The sequence below is a fragment of the Nitratireductor sp. PBL-C9 genome, assembly GCF_050877045.1.
Taxonomy (GTDB): Bacteria; Pseudomonadota; Alphaproteobacteria; order Rhizobiales; family Rhizobiaceae; genus Nitratireductor; species Nitratireductor aquimarinus.
The window spans coordinates 256,523-282,609 of sequence record NZ_JBPAXW010000007.1 but is presented as its reverse complement, the minus strand read 5'-3'; the positions used below and the strand labels follow the sequence as shown (position 1 = coordinate 282,609).

Below are 26,087 nucleotides of genomic sequence, written 5' to 3'. Positions count from 1 at the left end.
ACAGGCTGATCGGCCTAATGGCTGGATGCGAAGCGCCTGAAAGGAGGCTCTCCATGACCCTGCTAGACCGGGAAACCTCACCCGCACGGATCTATGATGAGCGGTTTGTGCCGGCTCTGTTTGCCCAATGGGGGCCGATTGTCGCCGGAGAGTCAGGCATTCAGGGCGGAGACCGCGTTCTTGATGTCGCCTGCGGCACGGGCGCGCTGACGCTGGCTGCCGCGTCCCGCACGGGGCCTTCCGGTGCGGTGGTCGGGCTCGACGCCAATCCCGAAATGCTGGCGGTGGCCCGCAGCAAGAAGACGGCGATCGTCTGGGTGGAAGGCCGTGCCGAGGCGCTGCCATTCTCGGATGCCGACTTCGATGCGGTGGTGAGCCAGTTCGGTCTCATGTTCTTCGATGACAGGGTAGCGGCCCTGCGTGAAATGCGGCGTGTCCTCCGGCCCGGCGGGCGCATGGCTGTCGCCGTTTGCGATGCGCTGGCGCATTCGCCCGCTTACGACACATTCGCCGGCTTGCTCGACCGTCTGTTCGGAAAGGCGACGGGAGACGCTTTCCGCACACCATTCGCACTCGGAGACGCTTGCGCGCTCGAAACCCTGTGTCACGAGGCGGGTCTGCGTGACGCGTCCGTGGTTCGCCACAACGCACAGGCCCGGTTCAAATCCATCGGCGCGCTCGTTTCAACGGAACGCGCCTGTGTTTGGACGCTTGGCGGTCTGCTCGATGACCAGCAGTTCGAACGGCTTCTTGAAGAGAGCGAGGCAGCGCTCGCACCCTTCAGGCAGGCGGATGGTTCTGTGGTGTTCGACATGCCGGCGCTCATCCTGCGCGCCACGGCGACTTGATGGAGGCCCCGCCGGCGCGCCTATTTGCGCGCCATACGGGTTTCGCGAAGAACGATATAGACGCCGCTGGCAATGATGATGGCCGCGCCCACATAGGTCCAGCCGTCGGGCAGTTCGCCCCAGACCAGCCAGCCCAGCAGGCTTGCCCAAAGAAGCGCGGTGTAATCGAAGGGCGCGACGATGGCGGCAGGGGCGAGGCGGAACGCATGGCCGATCAGCGTTATGCCGATGGAGCCGAACACCGCCATGCCGAGGAAAAGCGGCAGGTGATCAAGCGCAAGCGGCTGCCAGTCCATCGCCACCACGGGCGTGGCGTAGATGAGCGGAAACAGCGCCACATAGAACATCATCGTCCAGACATTCTCCTCGCGTCCGACCCAGCGCGCGCTGATCATGAACAGCGCGTAGCAGAAGGCCGTGCCGACGATAAACAGCGAGGCTGGCTGGAAGGCTTCCGCCCCCGGTCGCACAATCACCAGAACACCGGCAAAGCCGACGCACACGGCCAGCCAGCGCCGCCAGCCCACATGCTCACGCAGAAGCGGCACCGAGAGCGCGGTGATGAAGATCGGGGCGGCAAAGACCAGCGATGTGGCTTCGGCCAGCGGCAGCGTGGCGAGGCCGCGAAAGAAAGCGTAGCTTCCAAGCACCATCACGAAGCCACGGGCCGCGTGGACGGCCAGATGCCGCGTGCGGATCGCCGGCAGGCCCTGCGTGGCGATGATGAAGGCGGCGATCATTGGCACGGCCAGAATGTTGCGCCAGAACACGATGTGCAGCGGGCCATAATGCGCGGTAAGCCATTTCGCCATGGCGTCGTTGAACACAAGGCAAAGCACGCCAAGGCAAATGGTGGCAATGGCCGGTCCGGGGCTGTTTCGGGCGTCTGCGGTCTCAACGGTCATGGGGTATGGGTCTCCAGCCAGGACTGCACCACCGGGTCGTCTGCCTCGGTCAGGAAGTGGCCTGCCGCCACCGTTTCCACGGTCACCGTCGCGCCGGCGGTGCTGAGCGTGTCGCACAGGGCCTGCGGCTGCCGGGTCAGGCGGTCTTCCGCACCGACGACCATCAACACCTCAACGCCCGTAAGATCGGCCTCTGGTGATTCCTCCAGCACATCCATCGGACGGATGAGCACCGCTTTGCGCACCCAGCCCGGGTGAAGCCGCATGAAGGCGGCCAGAAAATTCGCTCCGTTGGAATAGCCCATATGCACCGTGTTGGAGGCTTTGACCCCATAGGCGGCGGCAGCGCCTTCGCAGAAGGCTTCAAAGGCTTCCGCCTCGGAGCGAATGTCGGCCTGATCGAAGCGCATCTGCGGCAGGCGGCGGAACCAGCGCGCTGCACCTTCCTCGGTGGCCCGCCCGCGCACCCCCAGAAGCGTGGCGTGCGGCGCCGTGCGTGCGGCAAGCGGCATCAGGCTGGTCTCCGTGCCGCCGGACCCATGCAGAAGCACGATGTGCCCGCCATCAGCCGTTTCTGGCGTGTGGAAACGGTGCACGAATGGAAGCTCACGATAGATCACGCGCGGTTCGCCGGGCATCGCGAATTGCGGGAGCACCACGCGGAAGGCATCTTCATCCCCGGCCGGGGCCTGCGGAATGAAAAGCGTGCTTCCCAGCGTCTCCTGCGGCTCATCCACGCCCATTCCCGGCGCATCGGTTGCCATCTCGACGAGAACGCCGCCGGGCTCGCGGGCATAAAGCGAGGTGAAATATTTGCGATCATGGATCGTGGTGGGGGTCGCATTGCTGCGCCTGAGGCTCGCCCCGGTCGCTTCCAGCGCCTGTTCGGAAGTTGCGCGAAGGGCGATGTGGTCGACCGTGCCGGCGCCCGGCGCGCTTGACCAGAAACCCTGCACATTGCGCAGATCAAGCGCGTCGCCCGTGTCGGAGACAAGGCGTTCGATGGCACCGTCGCTCATTCCGGGGCGATAGCCGAAATGCGTGGTGAAGAAGGCGCGCGTCAGATCCTGCTCCTCGGTGAAGAGCGTCGCGCTGCGCAGATTGCCGACTGCATGTTCCGGCGGAATGCCGTCAGCCGCCCAGGGGGCTGCATGGCGCAGTCCGGCAACGCCCACGAGTTTGACGATGATCCCGTCTGGATCCTTCAGCCGCAGCACGGGTTCGCCCAGCTCGTTGCGCGGTCCCTCCGGCCTGAGGCCGGCGGCGAGCGCGCGCGTCAGCCAGAAGCCGATGCTCTTCGGTTGAATGGCGAGTGCGAACTCACCGATCTGGCCATAGCCTGCGCGGCCCGGCGCACCGTCTTCCCAGACAAGAAAGGTAACGAGCGAGCCCGGCGTGCCGGCCGCGTCGCCATAGAACAGGTGCAACTGCTCGGCATCCTCGAAACCCGCCGTCTGCTTGACCAGCCGCAGCCCCAGAAAACCGGCATAGAAATCCACATTGGCCTGCACCTTGCGGGTTATCAGCGTGATGTGATGGATGCCGCTGCTCATGGTCTGTTCTTTCCGCAATACTGCACTCGATTGTCTGGAAGGTGGCACCGGCGCCCGTCGGCGTCCAGATGGCATTGGTGCGGCACTTCCGCAAGCCAGCGTGAAGCTCAATAAAAAAAGCCCCGCAACGCTGGTTGCGGGGCAGTTTTGGACGGTCTGCTTGGGTAATTACTGAACTAGGACCGGCCGTTCGCAGCTGACACCGGTGACCCGAACATCGGCTTCGCCGATCTTCACGCCGGCAAGCGCCAGCACATTGTAGAGAAGTTCGTCGATGGGGGCTGTCAGGCCCGCCAGAAGCGTTTTCACGGTTCCCTGCACCAGAGGGCCGTTCAGGAGCGTGCCGCCCAGCAGCGAGCCACCCAGAACCTTCGCCTCCAGCTGAAGGTTTTCGAGCAGCGAGCCGGTCACCGAACCCAGAAGGTTGCGCGTGGACACACTCTTCACACGCGCCTGATGAATGTCGGAATCGGAAAACCGAAGCCGCGACGGGCGCAGGTTCTGTCCCTCGATATGGGCCATGCCTTCGAGCGAGATGGAGAGCAGCCCGTCGACATCGATCATCTTGGCCGGGGTCACGCGCGCTTCCTCCGAGAATGTCGACAGAACGCTGTCGTCCACCTCGCCAAGCGCCACTTCCAGAACGCCCGGCATGGCGTCGATGGTGACGCTGCCGCTGTTGGGTGAGGAGGGGCTGCACTGAATGTCGGCAAGCCGTGCCTCGGCATGGGCGACTTCCACATAGAGCGGCACGCGAAGCCTGGTGCGCAGGACGATCAGGTTGATGTCGAGTTCAAACGAGACCTTCAGCCGGGTCTGCGCCGTTCTTACGGCGGTTCCGATCGGGCCGAGCGCGTGGCTTGGCGTGCCGACCGGCGGTTCGCCGATCGCCAGGCTGACGGAAAGATTCGTCAGTGGCGGCAGGCTGAGCCCCGTGTCGACGGCAATCTGGTTTTCGCCATTGGCGAGTGCCGCTGCCGCCGTGATGATCTCCAGAACGCCGATCTTCATGTCCCAAGGCGCGTCTGTCGCCAGTGTCAGGGCATTCTTGGCGTCGAGATTGAGGATGCGGTCCAGCCGGATCGTTTCGGCGTTTTTGGATGTGGCTGTCTCAAGCGTCTTGAGCACGGTCTGCACCGTGGGCGGAACGCCGCTTGTCAGCCGGATCGTGGACAGAAGCTGCGGCAGCGTCAGATCCGTTGCCAGGATCTCGTCATAGGTGAGGGCGGTCAGGTCCAGCCTTGTCGCCAGTGTCTGCATGAAGGCGAGCACATCGACATCCGCGTCGAGCAGCGCCTCATAGTCCATCGCCTTGAGTGAGATCGTTGTGCCCAGAAGGCCGCCAAGAAGGCTGTTGAGAATGCCGCCGTTCAGGCTCGCGAGGCGGGAGCCGACCGAAAAGCCGGCCAGTTTCTCCGACGAGGCCGTTCCAACGGCGAAGAGCTCGGGCGCATCGGTGAAGAGAGACCCGAAATAGATGTTGCCTTCCTTCCGGATCGTCACCTTGGCGGCGTCCGGCGAGGTCTCCATCTCCACAAAGCGCAGATTTGCGGCGATTGACGGGTCGGGATAGTAGCGACCACGTACAAGCCTGGCGACGCCGCGCTTTTGCTGGTCGATATACTCTTCTTCCGTCAGATATCGCTCATCAAGCAGGAGGCCGTCTTCGGTCTCGACTGCAATGTTGTGGTTGTTGAGCGCGAAGAACTTCGCCACCGCTTCTTCCGCGTTGACGATGTCTGCCGCCGCCACGATGGAGGCAAGGTCCGCCGCCTTTTGCAGCTTGCGGTCCTGAAGCGTGAGATTACCATAATCCACTGCAAGCGCCAGGCAGCCGATCATGATCGGCAGGAAGAGCGCGAACAGCGTCGCGACATTGGCCCTGGTGTCTCTCACAAAGCGGCGGGCGAGGGGAAGCAGCGCCCGCATCTCAGAGGCCTCCGAGCCGGATGGTCGAGAAACCGACAATCTCCTTGTCCGGCATCGCATATGAATAGAGCGACCAGATCGGCAGATCGCTGGCGTCGTATTTGACGGTTACCGTAAACTGGTTTGGATTACCGGCATCGTCAGCGACATCGATGTTGAACTTCTCGGCATTGATGAACGGGTGGTCCATCATCGACTGCTCAATGAAGTCGCGTGCGATTGTCTGCCGCTCGGTCTGGGAAAGACCGGCAACCGCCGCTCGCGCCGCGTCGGCGCTCACCTGTTGCACGGAGTGCGATGCGCTCAGATAGATCCCATAGGCGATCATCGAGAAGACCGTCAGGAAAAACACAGGTGCGATGATTGCGAATTCGAGAGCTGCCGTGCCGTCCGATCGGTCCAGAAATTTTCTGATAATTCTTTTTGTCATTCCAATACTCCCAAGCCCGGCATCAGGATTCAGGAGCAAAATTAAACAAAGAATAAAGCGAGCTATAAACTTGTAGTATAGGTCTATGCAATCTGGGGTTTAATTTGAAATTGAAAGCAACCCCAGATAAATATATTTCAACAATCTACAGGACAACTCAAGGTTATGCAAGTAATGATTGCGGGAGAATGCTCTGCGCCTCGATGCCCGGTTTTGCCCGGTTTTGCGCGGGTTTGTGCAGGGCGCATGTATCCGTCGGCTTCATCCAAAGATTGAAAAAAGACACCAATTTCCGGATTTGAACAAATGTCGCGTAAAGAGCGGCTTTTTGCTTTTCTCGCGTATAAAGCGTTGTGAAAAGGGCCAAAAAAAGAGCGTGGATTTGACAGTAAGATAGCCGGAGGTTGCATTTTCTGTTTCCTGAAACCGTTCCGGCTAAGCAAATTCCGTGGCTCAGGCCGCCTTTTTGTACGCGATGAGAGCAGAGGCAAGATCACCTCGCTCCATGATGGAAACGCTCTCCAGTTCCAGCCAGTTGGCGAACCGCCTTAGTTCACAAGACAAGACCTCCGCCGTTTCTGCCGGCGCATGCGGTTCGGCATGGGCCGCCTGGACCAGAAGCGTGCGTCTGGCGCGGTCGGCCTTCAGGTCGACGCGGGCGACGATACGGTCGCCCATGAGAAACGGCAGCACGTAATATCCATGCACGCGCTTGTGGGCCGGTGTGTAGATCTCGATGCGGTAGCGGAAGCCGAAGATGCGTTCGGCGCGGTCGCGCTCCCAGACCACGGGATCGAAGGGCGAGAGCAGGGCGGGCCTGTCGATGCGACGCGGGAGCTTTGCGTCCCGGTGCAGATAGGCCGTGTTGCGCCAGCCCGTAATCTCGACCGGCAGCAGCGCGCCGGCCTCCACCAGTTCTGCAACGCGGGCCTGCGAGTCGGCCGGCTTCAGGCGAAAATAGTCGCGCAGGTCCGGTTCGGTGGCGACACCCAGTGCACGTGCGGCAATCTCCACCAGCGCGCGCTGCGCATCGTCTTCGCGTGGTGTGGGCGTGTCGAGCACGCTCTGCGGCAGCACGCGCCCGGGCAGATCGTAGAGCCTCTCGAAGCTCGGGCGGCGTGAATGCGTGGTGATGCGACCGCACCAGAACAGCCATTCCAGCGCCTTCTTGGTCTTGCTCCAGCCCCACCAGCCGCCATCGCCCCGGTCGCCGCCAAAAGCCGAGGCGGCAATCGGGCCTTCGTCTGCGACGCGCTCATATACATGCTCAATGAAGGCGTGTTCTTCACGGGCGAAACGCACGAGCCCCTTGTAGACACCCTGGCCGCGCGCCGCCCGCTCCATGCGCCAGCGCATCAGGGGCTGTGTCTCCACAGGGAGGAGGGAAGCTTCATGCGCCCAGTATTCAAAGAGCATGCGCGGCTTTCTGGACTGGGCGCGCTCCAGAAGTTCGACGGGGTAGGGGCCGAGTCGCGCATAAAGCGGCATCAGATGGGCGCGCGCGACGACATTCACCGAGTCGATCTGCAGAAGGCCGGTTCGTGCAAGCGTGCGCCTTAGATGCTGCCTCTCCACACCGTTTGCCGGCGCAGCAGTGGAAAACCCCTGGGCTCCGAGGGCAATTCGCCGCACCTCGGCGGGCGTGAGTCGCTGCTTTCTCATGGGCTTTGCCGAATTCGCGTGTCCAATATACACAAGACGTAGCGTTTCGTTTCCGGCCGCGCCACCCGACAGGCTTCGCAGCCGCAACCTCTCCTGACAGGACGATGACAGGGCGGAGGTAACTCTTTACACACCGATTTTATGCGTTAAGTCCGCTCATGAAACGCGGCGAAACCGTGTGGGGCAGGCGAAAAACGGCGGAAATGCTTTAGACAATGCCGCATTCTCGCCAATGTTTGACTTGCTTCGCCAAGCGCCCTGCGCTAACCCTCGCCGCGTTGCAACATGAGCCTAGCCTTGCTGCCTCGGCTAGCGGCGCACAAACCCCGGTTACGGGCCTTTGATACGCAGCCTCGCCCGCGGCGGGCAACGGAAAGTCGGACCATGAATGAGCTTCTGAGTTCATACCTACCTATCGTTATTTTCATCGGCGTCGCCCTCGTCGTCGCAATTGCGCTTGTGGTTGCCCCGTTTCTGGTGGCCTACCGCAACCCGGATCCGGAGAAGCTGTCGGCCTATGAGTGCGGCTTCAACGCATTCGACGACGCGCGCATGAAATTCGACGTGCGCTTCTATCTGGTGGCGATTCTGTTCATCATCTTCGATCTGGAAGTCGCGTTCCTCTTCCCGTGGGCGGTGGCGTTCGGCGAAATCGGCTGGCTTGGCTTCTGGTCTATGATGGTGTTCCTCGGTGTTCTGACCATCGGCTTCATCTACGAATGGAAGAAGGGAGCGCTGGAATGGGATTGAACAACGGCACGCTCGTGGCGCCCCAGCCCAAGGGGCTGATCGACCCCCGCACCGGTAATCCGGTCGGCGCGGACGATCCGTTTTACACGGGCCTCAACAACGAGCTTTCCGACAAGGGCTTCATCGTCACGTCGTCGGAAGCGCTGATCACCTGGGCGCGCACCGGCTCGCTCATGTGGATGACCTTCGGTCTGGCCTGCTGCGCCGTCGAGATGATGCACATCTCCATGCCGCGCTACGATGCAGAGCGTTTCGGCATCGCGCCGCGCGCTTCACCGCGCCAGTCCGACGTGATGATCGTCGCCGGCACGCTGACCAACAAGATGGCGCCTGCGCTCCGCAAGGTCTACGACCAGATGCCGGAGCCGCGTTACGTCATCTCCATGGGCTCGTGCGCCAATGGCGGCGGCTACTATCACTATTCCTATTCGGTGGTGCGCGGCTGCGATCGCGTCGTGCCTGTCGATATCTATGTGCCCGGCTGCCCGCCCACCGCGGAAGCGCTGCTTTACGGCATTCTTCTTCTCCAGAAGAAGATCCGTCGCACCGGCACGATCGAACGTTAGAGGCGAGCATGAGCGAAGCGCTGAAGGACCTGGCGGCATACGTCACGGAAAAGCTCGACGCCCAGATTCAGGATGCGGTCGTCGCCTATGGCGAGCTGACCTTCCTGGTCGAGCCGGGTGACATCGTCGATGTGCTCAACTTTCTGAAGAACGACGTGCAGTGCCAGTTCTTCGCCTTCATCGACATTGCAGGCGCGGATTATCCGGCGCGCGAGAAGCGGTTCGAGGTGGTCTACCACCTCCTGTCGCCGCGCCAGAACCAGCGCGTTCGCGTCAAGGTGTCGACGGATGAAGACACGCCGGTGCCGTCGGTCGTGGAAGTGTTTCCCGCCGCTGACTGGTATGAGCGTGAAACCTACGACATGTACGGCGTGCTGTTTACCGGCCATCCGGACCTGCGCCGCCTTCTGACCGATTACGGTTTCGAAGGACATCCGCTCCGCAAGGACTTCCCGCTGACCGGCTTTGTCGAGGTCCGCTATGATGACGAGCTGAAGCGCGTCGTCTACGAGCCCGTCAATCTGAGGCAGGAATTCCGCAATTTCGATTTCCTCTCGCCGTGGGAAGGGACGGATTACGTCCTGCCCGGTGATGAGAAGGCGAAAGACTAGAGGTTGGGCAGCGCCAGATGACTGAGCACTCCGTCCGCAATTTCAACATCAACTTCGGCCCGCAGCATCCGGCGGCCCACGGCGTTCTGCGTCTGGTGCTGGAACTCGACGGCGAGGTGGTGGAACGAGTCGATCCGCATATCGGTCTGCTGCACCGCGGCACCGAAAAGCTGATGGAGCACAAGACCTATCTGCAGGCAGTGCCCTATCTGGACCGTCTCGATTACGTCGCGCCGATGAACCAGGAGCATGCCTATGCCCTGGCGATCGAGCGTCTGCTCGACATTCAGGTGCCGATCCGCGGACAGCTTATCCGCGTTCTCTATTCCGAGATCGGCCGTATTCTGAACCACCTCCTGAACGTCACCACGCAGGCGATGGACGTGGGCGCGCTCACCCCGCCGCTGTGGGGCTTCGAGGAACGCGAAAAGCTGATGGTGTTCTATGAGCGGGCCTGTGGCGCGCGCATGCACGCAGCCTATTTCCGTCCCGGCGGCGTTCATCAGGACATTCCCGACCAGCTGGTCGAGGACATCGGCAAGTGGATCGATCCGTTCCACAAGACGCTGGACGATCTCGACAGCCTTCTGACCGGCAACCGCATCTTCAAGCAGCGTAACGTCGACATCGGCGTCGTGACGCTGGAAGAAGCATGGGCCTGGGGCTTCTCGGGCGTCATGGTGCGTGGTTCGGGCGCTGCATGGGATCTGCGCAAGAGCCAGCCCTATGAGTGCTATCCGGAGATGGAATTCGACATTCCGATCGGCAAGAACGGCGACTGCTACGACCGCTATCTCATCCGTATGGAAGAGATGCGCCAGTCGGCGAAGATCATGCGCCAGTGCGTTGATCGTCTTCTTGGCAAGGAGCGTGTCGGCCCGGTTTCCAACACCGACGGCAAGGTCGTCCCGCCCAAGCGTGGCGAGATGAAGCGGTCGATGGAAGCGCTGATCCATCACTTCAAGCTCTACACCGAAGGCTACCACGTCCCCGCGGGCGAGGTTTACGCGGCTGTGGAAGCGCCCAAGGGCGAGTTCGGCGTCTATCTGGTCTCCGACGGCTCCAACAAGCCCTATCGCTGCAAGCTGCGCGCACCGGGCTTTGCTCATCTCCAGGCCATGGATTTCCTGTGCCGCGGCCATCTTCTGGCCGACGTCGCCGCCGTTCTTGGCTCCCTCGACATCGTGTTTGGTGAGGTAGACAGATAAATGTCAGTCCGCCGTCTCGCAGACGAAGCCGTCCAGCCCGAAAGCTTCGCATTCTCCTCGGCCATGAGCGGGGAGGTGAAGCGCTGGCTGGGCAAATACCCGCAGGACCGCAAGCAGTCGGCGGTGATCCCGCTGCTCATGCTGGCGCAGGAGCAGGAAGGCTGGGTCACGCGCGCAGCCATCGAGCATGTGGCAGAAATGCTGGACATGCCGCTGATCCGTGTTCTGGAAGTGGCGACCTTCTACACCCAGTTCCAGCTCGCGCCGGTCGGCACGCGCGCCCACATTCAGGTCTGCGGCACCACGCCGTGCATGCTGCGTGGTTCGGGCGAGCTCATCGAGCTGTGCAAGAAGAAGATCAACCCCGAGCCGTTCCACCTCAATGAGGAAGGCACGCTGTCGTGGGAAGAAGTCGAGTGCCAGGGCGCATGCGTCAATGCACCGATGGTCATGATCTTCAAGGACACCTATGAGGATCTGACGCCGCAGCGTCTCGAAGAGATCATCGATGCATTCGAGGCAGGCAAGGGCGACACGATCGAACCGGGTCCGCAGATCGACCGCATCTTCTCCGGTGCGGCTGGCGGTCTGACCGCGCTGACCGACGAGAAGGCCGTCACCGGCAAGGCGAAGGCTTCCTCTTCCAGGGCAGCCGCCACCGGGACGAAGGTTCCGCCGTCTCAGGCAGCCAAGCCCGACACGTCTGCAACCGTGACCGATCCGGCCATCAAATCGCCGTCGCCGGTCAAGGCCGACAATGGTGCGACCTCTGCAACCGCCAAGAGCGCGCCGCAGAAGGCCGCGAAGCCGAGCCTTGAAGACAAGAACCGCCCCGAAGGCATTGAGCGTCCGGCTGAAACGGACGATCTGAAGCTGATTTCCGGCGTCGGTCCGAAGATCGAAGGCATTCTGCACGAGATCGGCATTTTCACCTTTGCGCAGGTCGCAAAGTGGAAGAAGGCCGAGCGCGAGTGGGTTGACGGATATCTGAGTTTCCATGGCCGCATTGAGCGCGACGACTGGGTCAAGCAGGCCAAGGCGCTCGCCAAGGGCGGCGAAGCCGAATACATCAAGGTCTTCGGCAAGAAGCCGAGGTGAGGGACGAAGCCATGCTCGCTGACAAGGACCGCATCTTTACCAATATCTACGGCCAGTTCGACCGTTCGCTGAAGGGCGCGCAGTCGCGCGGCCTCTGGGACAACACGAAGGGACTGGTCGACAAGGGCCGCGACTGGATCATCAACGAGATGAAGGCTTCGGGCCTGCGCGGGCGCGGTGGCGCCGGCTTCCCGACCGGTCTCAAATGGTCGTTCATGCCGAAAGAGCCGGGCGACCGTCCGCATTACCTCGTCGTCAATGCCGACGAGTCGGAGCCGGGCACCTGTAAAGACCGCGACATCATGCGCCACGATCCGCACACGCTGATCGAGGGCTGCCTGATCGCCGGCTTCGCCATGGGCGCGCACACCGCATACATCTATGTGCGTGGCGAATTCGTGCGTGAGCGCGAGGCGCTCGAGCGCGCCATCGCCGAGTGCTACGACGCGGGCCTTCTGGGCAAGAACAACAAGTGCGGCTGGGACATGGACGTCTTCGTTCATCACGGCGCCGGCGCTTATATCTGCGGTGAGGAAACCGCGCTGCTCGAAAGCCTTGAAGGCAAGAAGGGCCAGCCGCGTCTCAAGCCGCCATTCCCGGCCAATGTCGGTCTCTATGGCTGCCCGACGACCGTGAACAACGTCGAATCCATCGCCGTTGCGCCGACCATTCTGCGCCGCGGCGCGTCCTGGTTCTCCTCCTTCGGGCGCGAGAACAACAAGGGCACGAAGCTCTTCTGCATCTCCGGCCATGTGAACACGCCGTGCACGGTGGAAGAAGAGATGTCGATCCCGTTCCGCGAGCTGATCGAACGCCATTGCGGCGGCATTCGCGGCGGCTGGGACAATCTCCTCGCAGTCATTCCGGGCGGTTCTTCGGTGCCGCTGGTGCCGGCGCACGAGATCATCGACACGCCGATGGACTTCGACAGCCTGCGCGAGCTGAAGTCAGGTCTGGGCACCGCCGCCGTGATCGTCATGGACAAGTCCACTGACATCGTGAAGGCGATTGCGCGGCTCTCCTACTTCTACAAGCACGAGAGCTGCGGCCAGTGCACGCCGTGCCGTGAAGGCACCGGCTGGATGTGGCGCGTGATGGAGCGTCTGGTCGTTGGCCAGGCCCAGAAACACGAAATCGACATGCTGCTCGACGTGACGAAGCAGGTGGAAGGACACACGATCTGCGCCCTTGGCGATGCGGCTGCATGGCCGATCCAGGGTCTCGTGCGTCATTTCCGCCCGGAAATCGAGCGGCGTATCGACGAATTCACCCGCAATGGTCATCAGGTGCAGCCGGCACTGGTGGCAGCGGAATAAGAGTGAAGATTTTGCTCCGGAAGGGGCGAGAGGCAAGCGGACAGCGACCATGGCAAAATTGAAAGTCGACGGCACGGAGATCGAGGTTCCCGATCACTACACGCTGCTGCAGGCCGCCGAAGAGGCGGGCGCGGAGGTGCCGCGTTTCTGTTTTCATGAGCGTCTGTCGATCGCCGGCAACTGCCGTATGTGTCTGGTGGAAGTGAAGGGCGGACCGCCCAAGCCGGCGGCATCCTGCGCCATGGGCGTGCGCGATCTGCGTCCCGGCCCGAATGGCGAGCCGCCGGAAGTGTTCACCAACACGCCGATGGTCAAGAAGGCCCGCGAAGGCGTGATGGAGTTCCTGCTCATCAACCATCCGCTCGATTGCCCGATCTGTGACCAGGGCGGCGAGTGCGATCTGCAGGACCAGGCGATGGCCTTCGGCGTGGATTCTTCGCGCTACAAGGAAAACAAGCGCGCCGTCGAAGACAAATATATCGGACCGCTCGTGAAGACGATCATGACGCGCTGCATTCACTGCACGCGCTGCGTTCGCTTCACCACCGAAGTGGCCGGCATTTCCGAGCTTGGCCTGATCGGCCGCGGCGAGGATGCCGAGATCACCACCTATCTCGAGCACGCGATGACGTCCGAGCTGCAGGGCAACGTGATCGACCTTTGCCCGGTCGGCGCGCTGACCTCCAAGCCCTACGCCTTCCAGGCGCGTCCGTGGGAGCTGAACAAGACCCAGTCCATCGACGTGATGGATGCGGTCGGCTCGGCCATCCGCGTCGACACGCGTGGCCGTGAAGTCATGCGCGTCATGCCGCGCATCAATGAGGCGGTGAACGAGGAGTGGATCTCCGACAAGTCGCGCTTCATCTGGGACGGCCTGCGCACGCAGCGCCTCGACCGCCCCTATGTGCGCAAGGACAACCGTCTGCAGCCGGCCTCCTGGGGCGAGGCGTTCGACGCCATCGCCAGGGCCGTTTCCGCAACGACGTCCGACAGGATCGGCGCGATTGCCGGCGATCTGGCAGCCGTAGAGGAAATGTACGCGCTCAAGGCGCTGATGCAGTCGCTCGGTTCCCCGAACTACGATTGCCGTCAGGATGGCGCTGCACTCGATCCGGCGCTTGGCCGTGCAGGCTATGTGTTCAACCCGACCATCGAAGGCATCGAGGATGCCGACGCGCTTCTGATCGTCGGCGCCAATCCGCGCTTCGAGGCTTCGGTTCTCAATGCCCGCATCCGCAAGCGCTGGCGCATGGGCGATTTCCCGGTCGGCGTGATCGGCGAGATGGGCGACCTGCGTTACGATTACGACATGCTCGGCACTGGAGCGGACACGCTGCAGGAACTGGTGGACGGCAAGGGCAAGTTCGCTTCCGTTCTGAAGAAGGCAAAGCGGCCGATGATCGTGGTCGGGCAGGGGGCTCTGGCCCGCACCGACGGCACAGCCATTCTCGGTCTCGCAGCCAAGCTCGCCGGTTCCGTCAATGCCGTGTCCGACGCGTGGAACGGTTTTGCCGTTCTGCACACGGCGGCAGCCCGCGTCGGCGGTCTCGACCTCGGCTTCGTGCCGGGGCAGGGCGGCAAGGACGCGAATGGCATGATGGGCGCGCTGGACGTGCTCTTCCTGCTCGGCGCAGACGAAATCGACATGAACGCCATCGGCGACGCCTTCACCGTTTACATCGGCACCCATGGTGACGCCGGCGCACACCGCGCCGATGTCATCCTGCCGGCAGCCACCTATACGGAGAAGTCCGGCACCTATGTGAACACCGAGGGCCGGGTGCAGATGGGCAACCGCGCCGGTTTCGCACCGGGCGAGGCAAAGGAAGACTGGGCCATTCTTCGGGCGTTGTCCGATGTGCTTGGCCACAGGCTTCCGTTCGACTCGCTGGCTGCCCTGCGCGCCGCGCTTTATGCCGAATTCCCGCATTTCGCAGCCATCGACACGGTCGCTCCGGCCGATCCGGCTGCTATCGAGAAGCTCGCCAGGCTTGGCGGGCGTCTCACCAAGGCTCCCTTCACCTCGCCGGTGAAGGACTTCTATCTGACCAATCCGATTGCCCGCGCGTCGGCCGTCATGGCCGAATGTTCGGCGCTGGCGCGTGGCGAACTGAAACAGGCGGCCGAGTAGAGACGAATGGATACCTTCTTTTCAACCTACGTCCTTCCGGGGCTTCTGATCCTTCTGCAGTCGGTGGCGATGATCGTCATCCTGCTGGTTTTCGTCGCCTATATCCTCTACGCCGACCGTAAGATCTGGGCGGCCGTTCAGCGTCGTCGCGGTCCGAACGTGGTCGGTCCGTGGGGCCTGTTCCAGGCGTTCGCCGACCTCTTCAAGTTCGTCTTCAAGGAGCCGGTCATTCCATCCGGCGCCAACAAGGGCGTCTTCCTGCTCGCGCCGATGGTGGCTTCCGTGCTCGCCATCTCGGCCTGGGCGGTGATCCCGGTCGCGGAAGGCTGGGCCATTGCCGACGTCAACATCGGCATTCTCTATGTCTTCGCCATCGCCTCGCTCGAGGTTTACGGCGTGATCATGGGCGGCTGGGCCTCGAACTCGAAATATCCGTTCCTCGGCGCGCTGCGCTCGGCGGCTCAGATGGTCTCCTACGAAGTCTCCATCGGCTTCGTGATGGTCACGGTTCTGCTCACGGTCGGCTCGCTCAACCTGACGGACATCGTCCTGTCGCAGGGCACCGGTCTTGGCACCATGGTCGGCCTGCCGAACTCGTTCCTCGACTGGAACTGGCTCGTGCTGTTCCCGATGTTCATCGTGTTCTTCATCTCCGCTCTTGCCGAGACGAACCGTCCGCCCTTCGATCTGGTCGAAGCGGAATCGGAGCTCGTGGCCGGTCACATGATCGAGTACTCCTCGACGCCGTTCCTGCTCTTCTTCCTTGGCGAGTATGTGGCCATCGTCCTGATGTGCGCGCTCACCACCATCCTGTTCCTGGGTGGCTGGCTGCCGCCGTTCGACTTCGCTCCCTTCACCTGGGTGCCGGGCGTCATCTGGTTCATCCTCAAGGTCTGCCTCGTGTTCTTCATGTTCTCGCTGGTGAAGGCCTTTGTCCCGCGCTACCGCTACGACCAGCTCATGCGTCTTGGCTGGAAAGTGTTCCTGCCGCTGTCGCTGTTCATGGTTGTCGCAACCGCGGCCTTCCTGAAATTCACGGGGATGGCATGATCATGGCCATCACCCATTCTGAAACGCGTTTCGGAGAAAAACGATGACTGCGCTTGCTCAGGCCGCGAAATCGCTGCTTCTCAAAGAGTTCGTCGGGGCTGTCATCCTGTCCATGCGCCAGTTCTTCGCGCCCAAATACACGTTGAACTACCCGCATGAAAAAGGTCCGGTGAGCCCGCGCTTCCGCGGCGAACATGCGCTGCGCCGCTATCCCAATGGCGAAGAGCGCTGCATCGCGTGCAAGCTGTGCGAGGCTATCTGCCCGGCTCAGGCCATCACCATCGAGGCCGGCCCGCGCCGCAATGACGGCACCCGCCGTACGGTGCGCTATGACATCGACATGGTGAAGTGCATCTATTGCGGCTTCTGTCAGGAGGCCTGCCCGGTCGACGCCATCGTCGAGGGGCCGAACTTCGAATTCGCGACGGAAACGCGCGAAGAGCTTTACTACGACAAGGACAAGCTGCTCGCCAATGGCGACCGGTGGGAGCGAGAGCTGGCGCGCAACATCGCGCTGGACGCACCATACCGGTGACGGTTTGACCCGTGGACGGGGGCAGGGCGCCCGTCTACAGCTGCCCCGCTCGAGGCGATCCGCATTCGGATCGGGGCATCGAGACTAATTCGCAGGCGGCAGCCGGCTTCACGCAAGCCGGCTTGCAGTCTAGGAACACGCTAATTTGACGCTCGGCCTGGCCGGGCGGATCGCAGAAGCCGGGCGTTATGCTTCGGCAGGCTAGCTAGGTACCGAGGGAACCATGCTGACAGGACTTGAGGCGATTTTCTTTTATCTGTTCGCCTTCCTAACCGTGGCGGCGGCCTTTATGGTCATTTCCGCGCGCAATCCCGTGCATTCGGTGCTCTATCTGATCGTCGCGTTCTTCAACTCGGCCGGTCTCTTCCTTCTTACGGGCGCTGAGTTTCTGGCCTTCATCATGCTGGTCGTCTATGTCGGCGCGGTTGCCGTGCTGTTCCTGTTCGTCGTCATGATGCTGGATGTGGACTTCGCGGAGCTGAAGCGCGGTGCGCTGCAATATGCTCCGGTCGGCGCGCTGGTGGGCATCATCCTGGCTGCGGAGCTGATCGTCGTTCTCGGCGGTTATGCATTCGCGCCGGAGATCGCAGGCGAGGTCGCCCAGCCGACGCCGCCGATCGATGTGCGCCACAACACGGCAGCGCTCGGCGATATCCTCTACACGGATTACATCCACTACTTCCAGATCGCCGGCATGGTGCTGCTGGTCGCCATGATCGGCGCCATCGTGCTCACGCTGCGCCACAAGGAAAACGTCAAGCGGCAGGACATCACTGCCCAGGTGGCGCGCACCCCTGAGACGGCGATCGAGATCAAGAAAGTCGAAACGGGCGAGGGAATCTGATCATGCTGGAAATCGGCATTGCACACTATCTGACCGTCTCGGCGATCCTGTTCACGCTCGGCGTGTTCGGCATCTTCCTCAACCGGAAGAACGTCATCATCATCCTGATGTCGGTCGAGCTCATCCTGCTTGCGGTCAACCTGAACTTCGTCGCCTTCTCCTCGGTTCTTGGAGATCTGGTCGGCCAGGTTTTCGCGCTTTTCGTTCTCACCGTCGCGGCGGCGGAAGCCGCGATCGGCCTTGCCATTCTCGTCGTCTTCTTCCGCAACCGCGGCACCATTGCCGTCGAAGACATCAACATGATGAAGGGCTGAGCATACGGCCATGTATCAAGCGATCGTATTTCTCCCGCTTATCGGCTTTCTGATCGCCGGGCTGTTCGGCCGCTCCATCGGCGCGAAGGCTTCCGAGCTGATCACAAGCGGCCTGATGGTAATCACCGCGCTTCTGTCCTGGGTGGCCTTCTTCTCGGTGGCTCTGGGCAGCGGCGAGGCGTTCACCGTTCCGCTTCTTTCCTTCATCACCTCGGGCAATCTGGATGTGTCCTGGGCGATCCGCGTGGACACGCTCACCGCCGTCATGCTCATCGTGGTCAACACGGTGTCGGCGCTGGTGCACATCTACTCGATCGGCTACATGCATCACGACCCGCATCGGCCGCGCTTCTTCGCCTATCTGTCGCTGTTCACCTTCGCCATGCTCATGCTGGTGACCTCCGACAATCTGGTGCAGATGTTCTTCGGCTGGGAAGGCGTTGGTCTTGCCTCGTATCTGCTGATCGGTTTCTGGTTCAAGAAGCCCTCGGCCAATGCCGCCGCCATGAAGGCCTTCGTCGTCAACCGCGTTGGTGACTTCGGCTTCCTGCTCGGCATCTTCGGCATCTACATGCTGTTCGGCTCGGTCAATTTCAGCACCATCTTCGCCAACGCCGCGACCTATCTGCCGGCTGAAGGCGCAGAAGCGGGCGAACCTGTCCTGACCTTCCTCGGCTACGCGCTCGACAAGGGCGGGGCGCTGACGGCCGTGTGTCTTCTTCTGTTCATGGGCGCCATGGGCAAGTCGGCGCAGGTGCCGCTGCACACCTGGCTGCCGGACGCCATGGAAGGCCCGACGCCGGTTTCCGCACTCATTCACGCCGCCACCATGGTCACCGCCGGTGTCTTCATGGTTGCGCGCCTGTCGCCGGTCTTCGAACTGTCGCACACCGCGCTCACCGTGGTCACCTTCGTCGGCGCGTTCACGGCCTTCTTCGCCGCGACCGTCGGTCTGGTGCAGAACGACATCAAGCGCGTGATCGCCTATTCTACCTGTTCGCAGCTCGGCTACATGTTCGTGGCGCTGGGCACGGGCTTCTACAGCGCGGCCATCTTCCACCTGTTCACGCACGCCTTCTTCAAGGCTCTGCTGTTCCTTGGTTCCGGTTCGGTCATCCACGCCGTTTCCGACGAGCAGGACATGCGCAAGATGGGCGGTCTTCGCAAGCTGATCCCGCAGACCTACTGGATGATGATCATCGGCACGATCGCGCTGACCGGCGTGGGCATCCCGATGACGGTCATCGGCACGGCAGGCTTCTTCTCCAAGGACGCCATCATCGAAGGTGCGTTCGCGGGCCAGAACTACTTCGCCATGTTCGCCTTCGTCATGCTCACCATCGCAGCCGTGTTCACCAGCTTCTATTCCTGGCGTCTGATCTTCATGACCTTCCATGGCAAGCCGCGGGCTTCCGCCGATGTCATGAGCCATGTTCATGAATCGCCGCTGGTCATGCTGGTGCCGCTGTTCATCCTCGCCGTTGGCGCACTGTTCGCAGGCGTTGCCTTCAAGGGCTTCTTCATCGGCGATGCCTATGACCAGTTCTGGAAGGGCGCCCTGTTCACGCTGCCGGGCAACCATATGCTGGAAGAGTTCCACCATGTTCCGGTCTGGGTGAAGCTTGCTCCTTTCGTCGCCATGCTTCTTGGCCTCTACGTCGCCTGGGTCTACTACATCCGTTCGCCCGAGCGTCCGAAGCGGCTCGCCAAGCAGTTCAGCGGTCTCTACGCATTCCTGCTGAACAAGTGGTACTTCGACGAGCTCTATGACTTCCTGTTCGTTCGCCCGGCGATGCGCCTTGGCCGCTTCCTCTGGAAGAAGGGCGACGGCGCCGTCATCGACGGCCTCGGCCCGGACGGAATTTCGGCCCGGGTGGTCGATGTGACCAACCGGATCGTCAAGCTGCAGAGCGGCTATCTCTATCACTACGCCTTCGCCATGCTCATCGGCGTTGCGGCCCTCGTTACCTGGATGATGCTCGGAGGCACGTTCTAAGCCATGACCGACTGGCCAATTCTTTCCACGGTCACCTTCCTGCCGCTGGTGGGTGCGCTTTTGATCCTCCTTATCCGGGAGGATGGCGCAGGTGCGCGCCGGAACATTCGCAATGTTGCGCTTTTGACGACGGTCTTCACCTTCGTCCTGTCGCTCTTCATCTGGGCTGGCTTCGATCCGTCGACGCCCAGCTTCCAGATGGTCGAGAAGCGCGAGTGGATCGGTTCCGGCATTGCCTATCACATGGGTGTCGACGGCATCTCGATGCTGTTCGTCATCCTCACGACCTTCCTCATGCCGCTGTGTATCCTGGCGAGCTGGAATTCGGTCGAGCACCGCGTCAAGGAATACATGATCGCGTTCCTGATCCTGGAAACGCTCATGATCGGCGTTTTCTGCGCCCTCGACATCGTGCTCTTCTACGTCTTCTTCGAGGCGGGCCTCATTCCGATGTTCATCATCATCGGCGTGTGGGGCGGCAAGCGTCGCGTTTATGCCAGCTTCAAATTCTTCCTCTACACGCTTCTGGGATCGGTTCTGATGCTGATCGCCATGATGGCGATTTACTGGGAAGCCGGCACGACCGACATTCCGACGCTGCTCACGCACGTCTTCCCGTCGGGGATGCAATATTGGCTATGGTTCGCCTTCTTCGCATCCTTCGCGGTGAAGATGCCGATGTGGCCGGTCCACACCTGGTTGCCCGACGCGCACGTTGAAGCGCCGACGGCGGGCTCGGTCATTCTGGCGGGCATTCTCCTGAAAATGGGCGGCTACGGCTTCCTGCGTTTCTCGCTGCCCATGTTCCCGGTCGCCTCCATCGATCTTGCGCCTCTGGTGTTCGCGCTGTCCGTCATCGCCATCGTCTACACGTCGCTGGTGGCGCTGATGCAGGAGGACATCAAGAAGCTGATCGCCTACTCGTCGGTCGCCCATATGGGCTTCGTCACCATGGGTATCTTCGCCATGAACGAGCAGGGCGTGCAGGGTGCGATCTTCCAGATGCTCTCGCATGGTCTGGTCTCGGGCGCGCTCTTCCTGTGTGTCGGCGTCATTTATGACCGCATGCACACCCGCGAGATCGCGGCCTATGGCGGCCTCGTGAACAACATGCCCAAATACGCCACGGTATTCATGATCTTCACCATGGCCAATGTGGGCCTGCCGGGCACCAGCGGGTTTGTCGGCGAGTTCCTGACGCTTCTGTCGGTGTTCAAGGTCAACACCTGGGTGGCTTTCTTCGCCACGACCGGCGTGATCCTGTCGGCAGCCTATGCACTGTGGCTCTATCGCCGCGTGGTCTTCGGCTCGCTCACCAAGGAAAGCCTGAAGGGCATGCTCGACCTCTCCGCGCGTGAGAAGCTCATCCTCTACCCGCTTGTGGTTCTGGTGATCTTCTTCGGTGTCTACCCGGCACCGCTCCTCGATGCGACGGCGGTTTCGGTCGAAGCGCTTGTGAATAATGTCTCCCTGTCGGCCGACATGGCACGGGAAGCGGCAGCAGCTGCCGCGCAGTAAACGGAACGAAAGCGAATGACGCCTGATCTGACGATAAGCCTGATCCTTGCAACGCCGGAGCTGATTCTGGCGGTGGGCGCTATGGCGCTCCTGATGGTCGGTGTCTTTTCCGGCCCCCGTGCCAACTCCACCGTGACCGGTCTTGCGGTCGCGCTTCTGGTCGCCGTGATCGCGCTGATGGTCGTGTTCCCGGCCGATGGCCGCGCCTTTGGCGGGGCCTTCGTGAGCGATGGCTTTGCCCGCTTCATGAAGATCCTGACGCTGGTCGGCTCGGTCGTGACGCTGGTCATGTCGGTCGGTTTCGCCAAGGCCGAGAAGTTCGACAAGTTCGAGTTCCCGGTTCTCATCATGCTGGCCACGCTCGGCATGATGCTGATGATCTCGGCCAATGACATGATTGCGCTCTACATGGGCCTCGAGCTTCAGTCGCTCGCACTCTATGTGGTCGCCGCCATCAACCGCGACAGTGCCCGTTCCACCGAGGCCGGCCTCAAGTACTTCGTGCTTGGCGCGCTTTCCTCGGGCATGATGCTGTACGGTATCTCGCTGGTCTACGGCTTCACCGGCAACACCGGCTTTGACGTCATCGCGGCAACGCTGACGGGTGCGGAGCGCGAGCTTGGCCTCGTCTTCGGTCTGGTGTTCGTGCTTGCCGGTCTCGCCTTCAAAATTTCGGCCGTGCCGTTCCACATGTGGACGCCGGACGTCTATGAAGGTGCGCCGACGCCGGTCACCGCCTTCTTCGCGGCTGCGCCCAAGATGGCCGCCATGGCGCTTCTGGTGCGCGTCACCATGAGCGCGTTCGAGCCGATTGCCAGCGACTGGCAGCAGATCATCATCTTCGTGTCGATCGCTTCCATGGTTCTGGGCGCGTTCGCCGCCATCGGTCAGCGCAACATCAAGCGTCTGATGGCCTATTCGTCCATCGGTCACGTCGGTTACGCGCTGGTCGGCCTTGCCGCCAATTCGGAAGCAGGCGTCGCCGGTGTTGCGATCTACATGCTGATCTATCTGGCCATGACGCTCGGCACCTTTGCCGTCATCCTGGCGATGCGCCGCAACGACGCCAATGTCGAGCAGATCGACGATCTGGCAGGTCTGTCGACCACCAATCCGATGATGGCGACGGTCATGACCATCCTCATGTTCTCGCTGGCCGGCATTCCGCCGCTCGCGGGCTTCTGGGGCAAGTGGTTCGTGTTCCTTCCCGCCATTCAGGCCGGGCTCTATCCGCTCGCCGTGATCGGTCTCGTCGCTTCCGTGGTCAGCGCGTTCTACTATCTGCGCGTCATCAAGATCATGTGGTTCGACGAGAGCTCGGGTGCGTTCCAGCCGATGGCAGGCGAGCTGCGCTTCGTCATGCTCCTGTCGGGCGCATTCGTCCTGCTCTATGCCGTGATCGCTGGCCCCGTCGGCCGCATTGCCGAGGCTGCCGCAAAGACCTTCTTCTAGGTCATGGCCTTTCGTCTGGCGCCTTCGGCTGCAGCAGCCGGCTATCGGCTGGAGGCCCATGAGAGCGTCAGCTCCACCAATGCGCTGGCGCTCGAACATGCGCGCGCCGGCGATGGAGGCGACCTCTGGGTCGTCTCATCCCGTCAGGAGAGCGGGCGAGGGCGTCGCGGCCGCGAATGGTCCACACCGCCCGGCAATCTTGCAGCAACGCTCCTGACGGTCGGCCATTTCGAGCCGGCCACCGCCGCCACGCTTGGTTTCGTGGCAGGCCTTGCACTTTCAGACGCACTTTTCGCTGTCGTTCCCGAACAGCGCATTGCGGTCGCTGCCGATGGCGGCGATCTTCCGGGCGGGCGCTTTGCGCTCAAATGGCCAAACGATGTTCTGGCCGAAGGGGCGAAGCTCTCGGGCATCCTGCTCGAATCGTCCATCCTCCCGGATGGGCGCTTCGCCATCGCCGTGGGCATTGGCGTCAACGTCGTCGCCCACCCGGAAAACACACCCTATCCGGCGACCTCGCTCAAAGCGCTTGGTTTCAAAGGGGATGCGGGCGATCTCTTCCTTGCGCTTTCCGACGCCTGGGTCGATAACGTTCGTCTTTGGAATGCCGGGCGCGGGCTTGAAGCCATTCGCAAGCGCTGGCTCACCCGGGCCGCCGGGCTTGGCGCGCAGGTGTCCATCCGTGTCGATGGACGTGTGGCGCGCGGTACATTCGAAACCATCGACGAAGCCTGTCGCTTCGTCATCCGCGAGGCGGACGGTTCATTATTGAGAATTGCAGCGGGCGACGTGCATTTCGGCGCGGTCGCCTCGGCACAGGCAGATTAACAGAAAGGGACCCATGGCGCGTTCCAGCAAGAAAGAGACGACCGTGAGCGAAGATCTGAAGAAGGCCGAACTGGTCTTCTGTCCGCTCGGCGGCGTCGGCGAGATCGGCATGAATTTCGGCCTTTACGGCTTCGGCCCGGCCGCCAAGCGCGAATGGATCATTGTCGATTGCGGCGTGACCTTCCCGGGGCCGGAGCTTCCGGGCGTCGATCTCGTTCTCCCCGATATCAGCTTCATCGAAGGCGAGATCGACCGTCTGCGCGGCATGATCATCACCCATGCCCATGAAGACCATTACGGCGCGATCCTTGATCTGTGGCCGCGCCTGAAGACCGATGTGTGGATGACGCCGTTCGCCGCGGGCCTTCTGGAGGCCAAGCGCCAGTCGGAATCCTGGGCGCCCGACGTGCCGGTGAAGATTTTCAAGGCCGGTGAAAAGTTCGAGGTCGGACCGTTCGCCATCGAGGCGATTGCGGTCGCGCACTCCATTCCCGAGCCGGTTTCGCTGGTGATCACCACGCCGCTTGGCACGCTCGTTCACACGGGCGACTGGAAGATCGATCCCGCACCCGCCATCGGCCCCAAGACGGACGAGGCGCGCTTCCGGGCCGTCGGCGACGAAGGCGTTCTGGCGCTGATGTGCGATTCCACCAACGCCATGCGTGAGGGCGAATCCCCCACCGAGCAGGCGGTGGGCGAGGGGCTGAAGGAAGTGATCGAAGCGGCTGCCGGTCGTGTCGTCGTCACCACCTTCTCCTCGAATGTGGGGCGCATCCGCTCCATCGCCGAGGCCGCGCGCGACGCCGGTCGCCAGCTTCTGGTGCTTGGCCGCTCCATGAAGCGGGTCATCGATGTGGCAACCGATCTGGGGTATCTCGACGGCCTGCCGGAATATCTGGACGAGGATGAGTTCCAGCACGTGCCGCGCGACAAGGTCGTGGTCCTGTGCACCGGCAGCCAGGGCGAAAACCGCGCAGCACTCGCCAAGCTCGCCCGGGACGAGATGCGCAATGTCGCGCTCGCAGCCGGCGATACGGTCGTTTATTCCTCGCGCCTCATTCCCGGCAACGAAAAAGCGGTTCTGGAAACCAAGAACCGTCTCATCGAGATGGGCATCAAGATCATCGAGGATGATGACGCGCTGGTGCATGTTTCCGGCCATCCGCGCCGCAGCGAACTGAAGCGCATGTATTCGTGGGTCCGCCCGCAGATCCTCGTGCCGGTTCACGGCGAAGCCGCGCATCTCGTGGCGCAGGGCTCGCTCGGCTCCATGGAGGGCATCCCCGAGGTCGCTCAGGTGCGCAATGGCGACATCGTGCGGCTTGCGCCCGGACCCGCCGAGATCATCGGCGAAGCCCGGCATGGCCGCTTCTTCAAGGATGGCCGCCTTCTCGGTGACGAGGAGGAGATGGGCATTCGTGATCGCCGCAAGCTCTCCTATGCGGGCCATGTGGCCATCAACATCGTGCTCGATGACCGGCTCAATCTGGATGGCGATCCGGACATTGTCGCCATCGGCGTGGCCGAGCGTGACGCCAGGGGCGAAACGCTTGAGGACATCATGCTGGACGCCGCCATTGGCGCCGTGCGCAGCATTCCGCGCAACCGCCGCAAGGATCTCGACATGGTGTCGGAATCCGCGCGCCGCGCGGTACGCAACGCCGCAAACGCCGCATGGGGCAAAAAGCCCATGGTGACGGTGTTCGTCACGCAGTAACTTAAGGGACAAGGGGCAGGGCGACTGCCCCTTTTGCCCGGATGGAAAGAACGAAGCCGATGCTCGGAAAGCTCAATCACGTCGCAATCGCCGTGCCCGATCTTGCCAGGGCAACCGCGCTTTACCGTGATACGCTTGGCGCAAGGGTGTCCGCCCCGCAGGCATTGCCCGGGCACGGCGTCACCGTGGTTTTCGTCGAGCTGGACAACACCAAGGTCGAGCTTCTGGAGCCTCTGGGCGCAGATTCCCCGATTGCCGCTTTCCTGGCCAGAAACCCGGATGGCGGCATGCATCACCTCTGCTATGAGGTGGAAGATATCATCGTCGCGCGCGATCGCCTGAAGGCGGATGGCGCGCGCATTCTCGGCGACGGCGAACCGAAGATCGGCGCCCATGGCAAGCCGGTGCTTTTCCTGCACCCGAAGGATTTCGCCGGCACGCTCGTCGAGCTCGAACAGGTTTGAGGTTTTCAGATGGGCTGGGTTTCTCTTCTCGCCGTATTCTTCATCGTCTGGTGGACGGTGCTCTTCATCGCGCTGCCATTCGGCTTGCGCACGCAGGATGAGGATGGCGAGGTCACGCTCGGCACCACGGCCAGCGCCCCGCGCGGGCCGCACATGCTGCGCGCCCTGATCCGCACCACCATCATCGCGATTGTCATCTGCGGCGTGCTGGTCTTCATCACGCGCGGGCTTGGCTATTCGTTCGACGATATTCCGCGCCTCGTCCCCACCTTCGACTGATCGCGTACAGGTCCGGTCGTTTCTCTGCCAGACCAGCACGCTCTTCCGGTTTGCCCGGAGGAGGGGTTCCGCACGGCCTGATG

24 protein-coding genes are annotated in these 26,087 nt (G+C 62.2%); 19 read left to right on the top strand and 5 right to left on the bottom strand.

Going from position 1 to position 26,087, the window contains the following annotated elements; all coding sequences use genetic code 11:
* The first annotated feature begins 53 nt into the window (after positions 1-53).
* A complete protein-coding gene (locus ACRTG1_RS16430; RefSeq protein WP_432516591.1) occupies positions 54-848 on the top strand; it encodes a methyltransferase domain-containing protein in 795 nt (264 codons plus the stop codon).
* A gap of 20 nt (positions 849-868) precedes the next feature.
* Here ACRTG1_RS16430 and ACRTG1_RS16425 read toward each other — a convergent pair whose 3' ends face one another.
* From ACRTG1_RS16425 to ACRTG1_RS16405, 5 genes are all read right to left on the bottom strand, one after another.
* Complete coding sequence (locus ACRTG1_RS16425) at positions 869-1,753, bottom strand: DMT family transporter (RefSeq protein ID WP_206549079.1); 885 nt, start codon at positions 1,751-1,753, stop codon at positions 869-871.
* A complete protein-coding gene (locus ACRTG1_RS16420) occupies positions 1,750-3,306 on the bottom strand; it encodes a VOC family protein (protein ID WP_432516590.1) in 1,557 nt (518 codons plus the stop codon). The genes ACRTG1_RS16425 and ACRTG1_RS16420 overlap by 4 nt, the downstream gene beginning before the upstream one ends.
* Positions 3,307-3,474: 168 nt before the next feature.
* Positions 3,475-5,235, bottom strand: a complete 1,761-nt coding sequence (locus ACRTG1_RS16415; RefSeq protein ID WP_206554526.1) for a pilus assembly protein TadG-related protein — start codon at positions 5,233-5,235, stop codon at positions 3,475-3,477.
* A gap of 1 nt (position 5,236) precedes the next feature.
* The gene (locus tag ACRTG1_RS16410) at positions 5,237-5,665 is read right to left on the bottom strand and encodes a TadE/TadG family type IV pilus assembly protein (RefSeq protein ID WP_206545496.1); all 429 of its coding nucleotides are present in this window, start codon (positions 5,663-5,665) and stop codon (positions 5,237-5,239) included.
* 453 nt (positions 5,666-6,118) lie between these two features.
* Positions 6,119-7,327 carry a winged helix-turn-helix domain-containing protein gene (locus tag ACRTG1_RS16405; RefSeq protein WP_432516589.1) on the bottom strand — a complete coding sequence of 403 codons (1,209 nt, stop codon included), beginning with the start codon at positions 7,325-7,327 and terminating at the stop codon, positions 6,119-6,121.
* 384 nt (positions 7,328-7,711) lie between these two features.
* Between ACRTG1_RS16405 and ACRTG1_RS16400 the strand changes: the two genes are divergently transcribed.
* The 18 genes from ACRTG1_RS16400 (at position 7,712) to ACRTG1_RS16315 (ending at position 26,004) form a co-directional block, all read left to right on the top strand.
* A complete protein-coding gene (locus ACRTG1_RS16400; protein ID WP_113154949.1) occupies positions 7,712-8,077 on the top strand; it encodes an NADH-quinone oxidoreductase subunit A in 366 nt (121 codons plus the stop codon).
* A complete protein-coding gene (locus tag ACRTG1_RS16395) occupies positions 8,068-8,643 on the top strand; it encodes a NuoB/complex I 20 kDa subunit family protein (protein ID WP_113154950.1) in 576 nt (191 codons plus the stop codon). Before ACRTG1_RS16400 ends, ACRTG1_RS16395 begins: the two co-directional genes overlap by 10 nt.
* A gap of 8 nt (positions 8,644-8,651) precedes the next feature.
* Complete coding sequence (locus ACRTG1_RS16390; protein WP_206545493.1) at positions 8,652-9,254, top strand: NADH-quinone oxidoreductase subunit C; 603 nt, start codon at positions 8,652-8,654, stop codon at positions 9,252-9,254.
* A 17-nt stretch (positions 9,255-9,271) separates the two neighbouring features.
* Positions 9,272-10,462, top strand: a complete 1,191-nt coding sequence (locus tag ACRTG1_RS16385) for an NADH-quinone oxidoreductase subunit D (RefSeq protein WP_113154952.1) — start codon at positions 9,272-9,274, stop codon at positions 10,460-10,462.
* Entirely contained in the window at positions 10,463-11,560 is a 1,098-nt protein-coding gene (locus tag ACRTG1_RS16380; RefSeq protein WP_206545492.1) for an NADH-quinone oxidoreductase subunit E, read from the top strand.
* 11 nt (positions 11,561-11,571) lie between these two features.
* A complete protein-coding gene (gene nuoF / locus ACRTG1_RS16375) occupies positions 11,572-12,876 on the top strand; it encodes an NADH-quinone oxidoreductase subunit NuoF (protein WP_113156261.1) in 1,305 nt (434 codons plus the stop codon).
* Positions 12,877-12,925: 49 nt separating this feature from the next.
* Positions 12,926-15,007: an NADH-quinone oxidoreductase subunit NuoG gene (nuoG, locus tag ACRTG1_RS16370; RefSeq protein WP_432516588.1), complete on the top strand. Its 2,082-nt coding sequence runs from the start codon at positions 12,926-12,928 to the stop codon at positions 15,005-15,007.
* 6 nt (positions 15,008-15,013) lie between these two features.
* Positions 15,014-16,057 carry an NADH-quinone oxidoreductase subunit NuoH gene (gene nuoH, locus ACRTG1_RS16365; protein WP_432516587.1) on the top strand — a complete coding sequence of 348 codons (1,044 nt, stop codon included), beginning with the start codon at positions 15,014-15,016 and terminating at the stop codon, positions 16,055-16,057.
* A gap of 43 nt (positions 16,058-16,100) precedes the next feature.
* Positions 16,101-16,592 (top strand): NADH-quinone oxidoreductase subunit NuoI, encoded by a 492-nt coding sequence (gene nuoI, locus ACRTG1_RS16360; protein ID WP_113154956.1) that lies wholly within the window; start codon positions 16,101-16,103, stop codon positions 16,590-16,592.
* Positions 16,593-16,815: 223 nt separating this feature from the next.
* Positions 16,816-17,436 carry an NADH-quinone oxidoreductase subunit J gene (locus ACRTG1_RS16355; RefSeq protein WP_113154957.1) on the top strand — a complete coding sequence of 207 codons (621 nt, stop codon included), beginning with the start codon at positions 16,816-16,818 and terminating at the stop codon, positions 17,434-17,436.
* A gap of 5 nt (positions 17,437-17,441) precedes the next feature.
* Positions 17,442-17,750: an NADH-quinone oxidoreductase subunit NuoK gene (nuoK, locus tag ACRTG1_RS16350; protein ID WP_025030250.1), complete on the top strand. Its 309-nt coding sequence runs from the start codon at positions 17,442-17,444 to the stop codon at positions 17,748-17,750.
* A gap of 10 nt (positions 17,751-17,760) precedes the next feature.
* On the top strand, positions 17,761-19,746 hold the full coding sequence (gene nuoL, locus ACRTG1_RS16345) for an NADH-quinone oxidoreductase subunit L (protein WP_206554529.1): 1,986 nt from the start codon (positions 17,761-17,763) through the stop codon (positions 19,744-19,746).
* Positions 19,747-19,749: 3 nt separating this feature from the next.
* Positions 19,750-21,264, top strand: coding sequence for an NADH-quinone oxidoreductase subunit M (locus ACRTG1_RS16340; RefSeq protein WP_432516586.1), 1,515 nt, complete (start codon positions 19,750-19,752; stop codon positions 21,262-21,264).
* 15 nt (positions 21,265-21,279) lie between these two features.
* On the top strand, positions 21,280-22,716 hold the full coding sequence (nuoN, locus tag ACRTG1_RS16335; RefSeq protein ID WP_113154960.1) for an NADH-quinone oxidoreductase subunit NuoN: 1,437 nt from the start codon (positions 21,280-21,282) through the stop codon (positions 22,714-22,716).
* Between the two features lie 3 nt (positions 22,717-22,719).
* A complete protein-coding gene (locus ACRTG1_RS16330) occupies positions 22,720-23,544 on the top strand; it encodes a biotin--[acetyl-CoA-carboxylase] ligase (protein ID WP_113154961.1) in 825 nt (274 codons plus the stop codon).
* Between the two features lie 13 nt (positions 23,545-23,557).
* Positions 23,558-25,261 (top strand): ribonuclease J, encoded by a 1,704-nt coding sequence (locus ACRTG1_RS16325; RefSeq protein ID WP_317560901.1) that lies wholly within the window; start codon positions 23,558-23,560, stop codon positions 25,259-25,261.
* Between the two features lie 59 nt (positions 25,262-25,320).
* Complete coding sequence (mce, locus tag ACRTG1_RS16320; RefSeq protein ID WP_113154963.1) at positions 25,321-25,725, top strand: methylmalonyl-CoA epimerase; 405 nt, start codon at positions 25,321-25,323, stop codon at positions 25,723-25,725.
* 9 nt (positions 25,726-25,734) lie between these two features.
* Positions 25,735-26,004, top strand: coding sequence for a DUF1467 family protein (locus ACRTG1_RS16315; RefSeq protein ID WP_206545485.1), 270 nt, complete (start codon positions 25,735-25,737; stop codon positions 26,002-26,004).
* Positions 26,005-26,087: the final 83 nt, after the last annotated feature.

What these genes read in the sequence shown, in the direction of transcription:
- ACRTG1_RS16430 (WP_432516591.1), top strand. Translation starts at nt 54, where the DNA reads ATGACCCTGCTAGACCGGGAAACCTCACCCGCACGGATCTATGATGAG.
- ACRTG1_RS16425 (WP_206549079.1), bottom strand. Translation starts at nt 1,753, where the DNA reads ATGACCGTTGAGACCGCAGACGCCCGAAACAGCCCCGGACCGGCCATT.
- ACRTG1_RS16420 (WP_432516590.1), bottom strand. Translation starts at nt 3,306, where the DNA reads ATGAGCAGCGGCATCCATCACATCACGCTGATAACCCGCAAGGTGCAG.
- ACRTG1_RS16415 (WP_206554526.1), bottom strand. Translation starts at nt 5,235, where the DNA reads ATGCGGGCGCTGCTTCCCCTCGCCCGCCGCTTTGTGAGAGACACCAGG.
- ACRTG1_RS16410 (WP_206545496.1), bottom strand. Translation starts at nt 5,665, where the DNA reads ATGACAAAAAGAATTATCAGAAAATTTCTGGACCGATCGGACGGCACG.
- ACRTG1_RS16405 (WP_432516589.1), bottom strand. Translation starts at nt 7,327, where the DNA reads ATGAGAAAGCAGCGACTCACGCCCGCCGAGGTGCGGCGAATTGCCCTC.
- ACRTG1_RS16400 (WP_113154949.1), top strand. Translation starts at nt 7,712, where the DNA reads ATGAATGAGCTTCTGAGTTCATACCTACCTATCGTTATTTTCATCGGC.
- ACRTG1_RS16395 (WP_113154950.1), top strand. Translation starts at nt 8,068, where the DNA reads ATGGGATTGAACAACGGCACGCTCGTGGCGCCCCAGCCCAAGGGGCTG.
- ACRTG1_RS16390 (WP_206545493.1), top strand. Translation starts at nt 8,652, where the DNA reads ATGAGCGAAGCGCTGAAGGACCTGGCGGCATACGTCACGGAAAAGCTC.
- ACRTG1_RS16385 (WP_113154952.1), top strand. Translation starts at nt 9,272, where the DNA reads ATGACTGAGCACTCCGTCCGCAATTTCAACATCAACTTCGGCCCGCAG.
- ACRTG1_RS16380 (WP_206545492.1), top strand. Translation starts at nt 10,463, where the DNA reads ATGTCAGTCCGCCGTCTCGCAGACGAAGCCGTCCAGCCCGAAAGCTTC.
- nuoF (WP_113156261.1), top strand. Translation starts at nt 11,572, where the DNA reads ATGCTCGCTGACAAGGACCGCATCTTTACCAATATCTACGGCCAGTTC.
- nuoG (WP_432516588.1), top strand. Translation starts at nt 12,926, where the DNA reads ATGGCAAAATTGAAAGTCGACGGCACGGAGATCGAGGTTCCCGATCAC.
- nuoH (WP_432516587.1), top strand. Translation starts at nt 15,014, where the DNA reads ATGGATACCTTCTTTTCAACCTACGTCCTTCCGGGGCTTCTGATCCTT.
- nuoI (WP_113154956.1), top strand. Translation starts at nt 16,101, where the DNA reads ATGACTGCGCTTGCTCAGGCCGCGAAATCGCTGCTTCTCAAAGAGTTC.
- ACRTG1_RS16355 (WP_113154957.1), top strand. Translation starts at nt 16,816, where the DNA reads ATGCTGACAGGACTTGAGGCGATTTTCTTTTATCTGTTCGCCTTCCTA.
- nuoL (WP_206554529.1), top strand. Translation starts at nt 17,761, where the DNA reads ATGTATCAAGCGATCGTATTTCTCCCGCTTATCGGCTTTCTGATCGCC.
- ACRTG1_RS16340 (WP_432516586.1), top strand. Translation starts at nt 19,750, where the DNA reads ATGACCGACTGGCCAATTCTTTCCACGGTCACCTTCCTGCCGCTGGTG.
- nuoN (WP_113154960.1), top strand. Translation starts at nt 21,280, where the DNA reads ATGACGCCTGATCTGACGATAAGCCTGATCCTTGCAACGCCGGAGCTG.
- ACRTG1_RS16330 (WP_113154961.1), top strand. Translation starts at nt 22,720, where the DNA reads ATGGCCTTTCGTCTGGCGCCTTCGGCTGCAGCAGCCGGCTATCGGCTG.
- ACRTG1_RS16325 (WP_317560901.1), top strand. Translation starts at nt 23,558, where the DNA reads ATGGCGCGTTCCAGCAAGAAAGAGACGACCGTGAGCGAAGATCTGAAG.
- mce (WP_113154963.1), top strand. Translation starts at nt 25,321, where the DNA reads ATGCTCGGAAAGCTCAATCACGTCGCAATCGCCGTGCCCGATCTTGCC.
- ACRTG1_RS16315 (WP_206545485.1), top strand. Translation starts at nt 25,735, where the DNA reads ATGGGCTGGGTTTCTCTTCTCGCCGTATTCTTCATCGTCTGGTGGACG.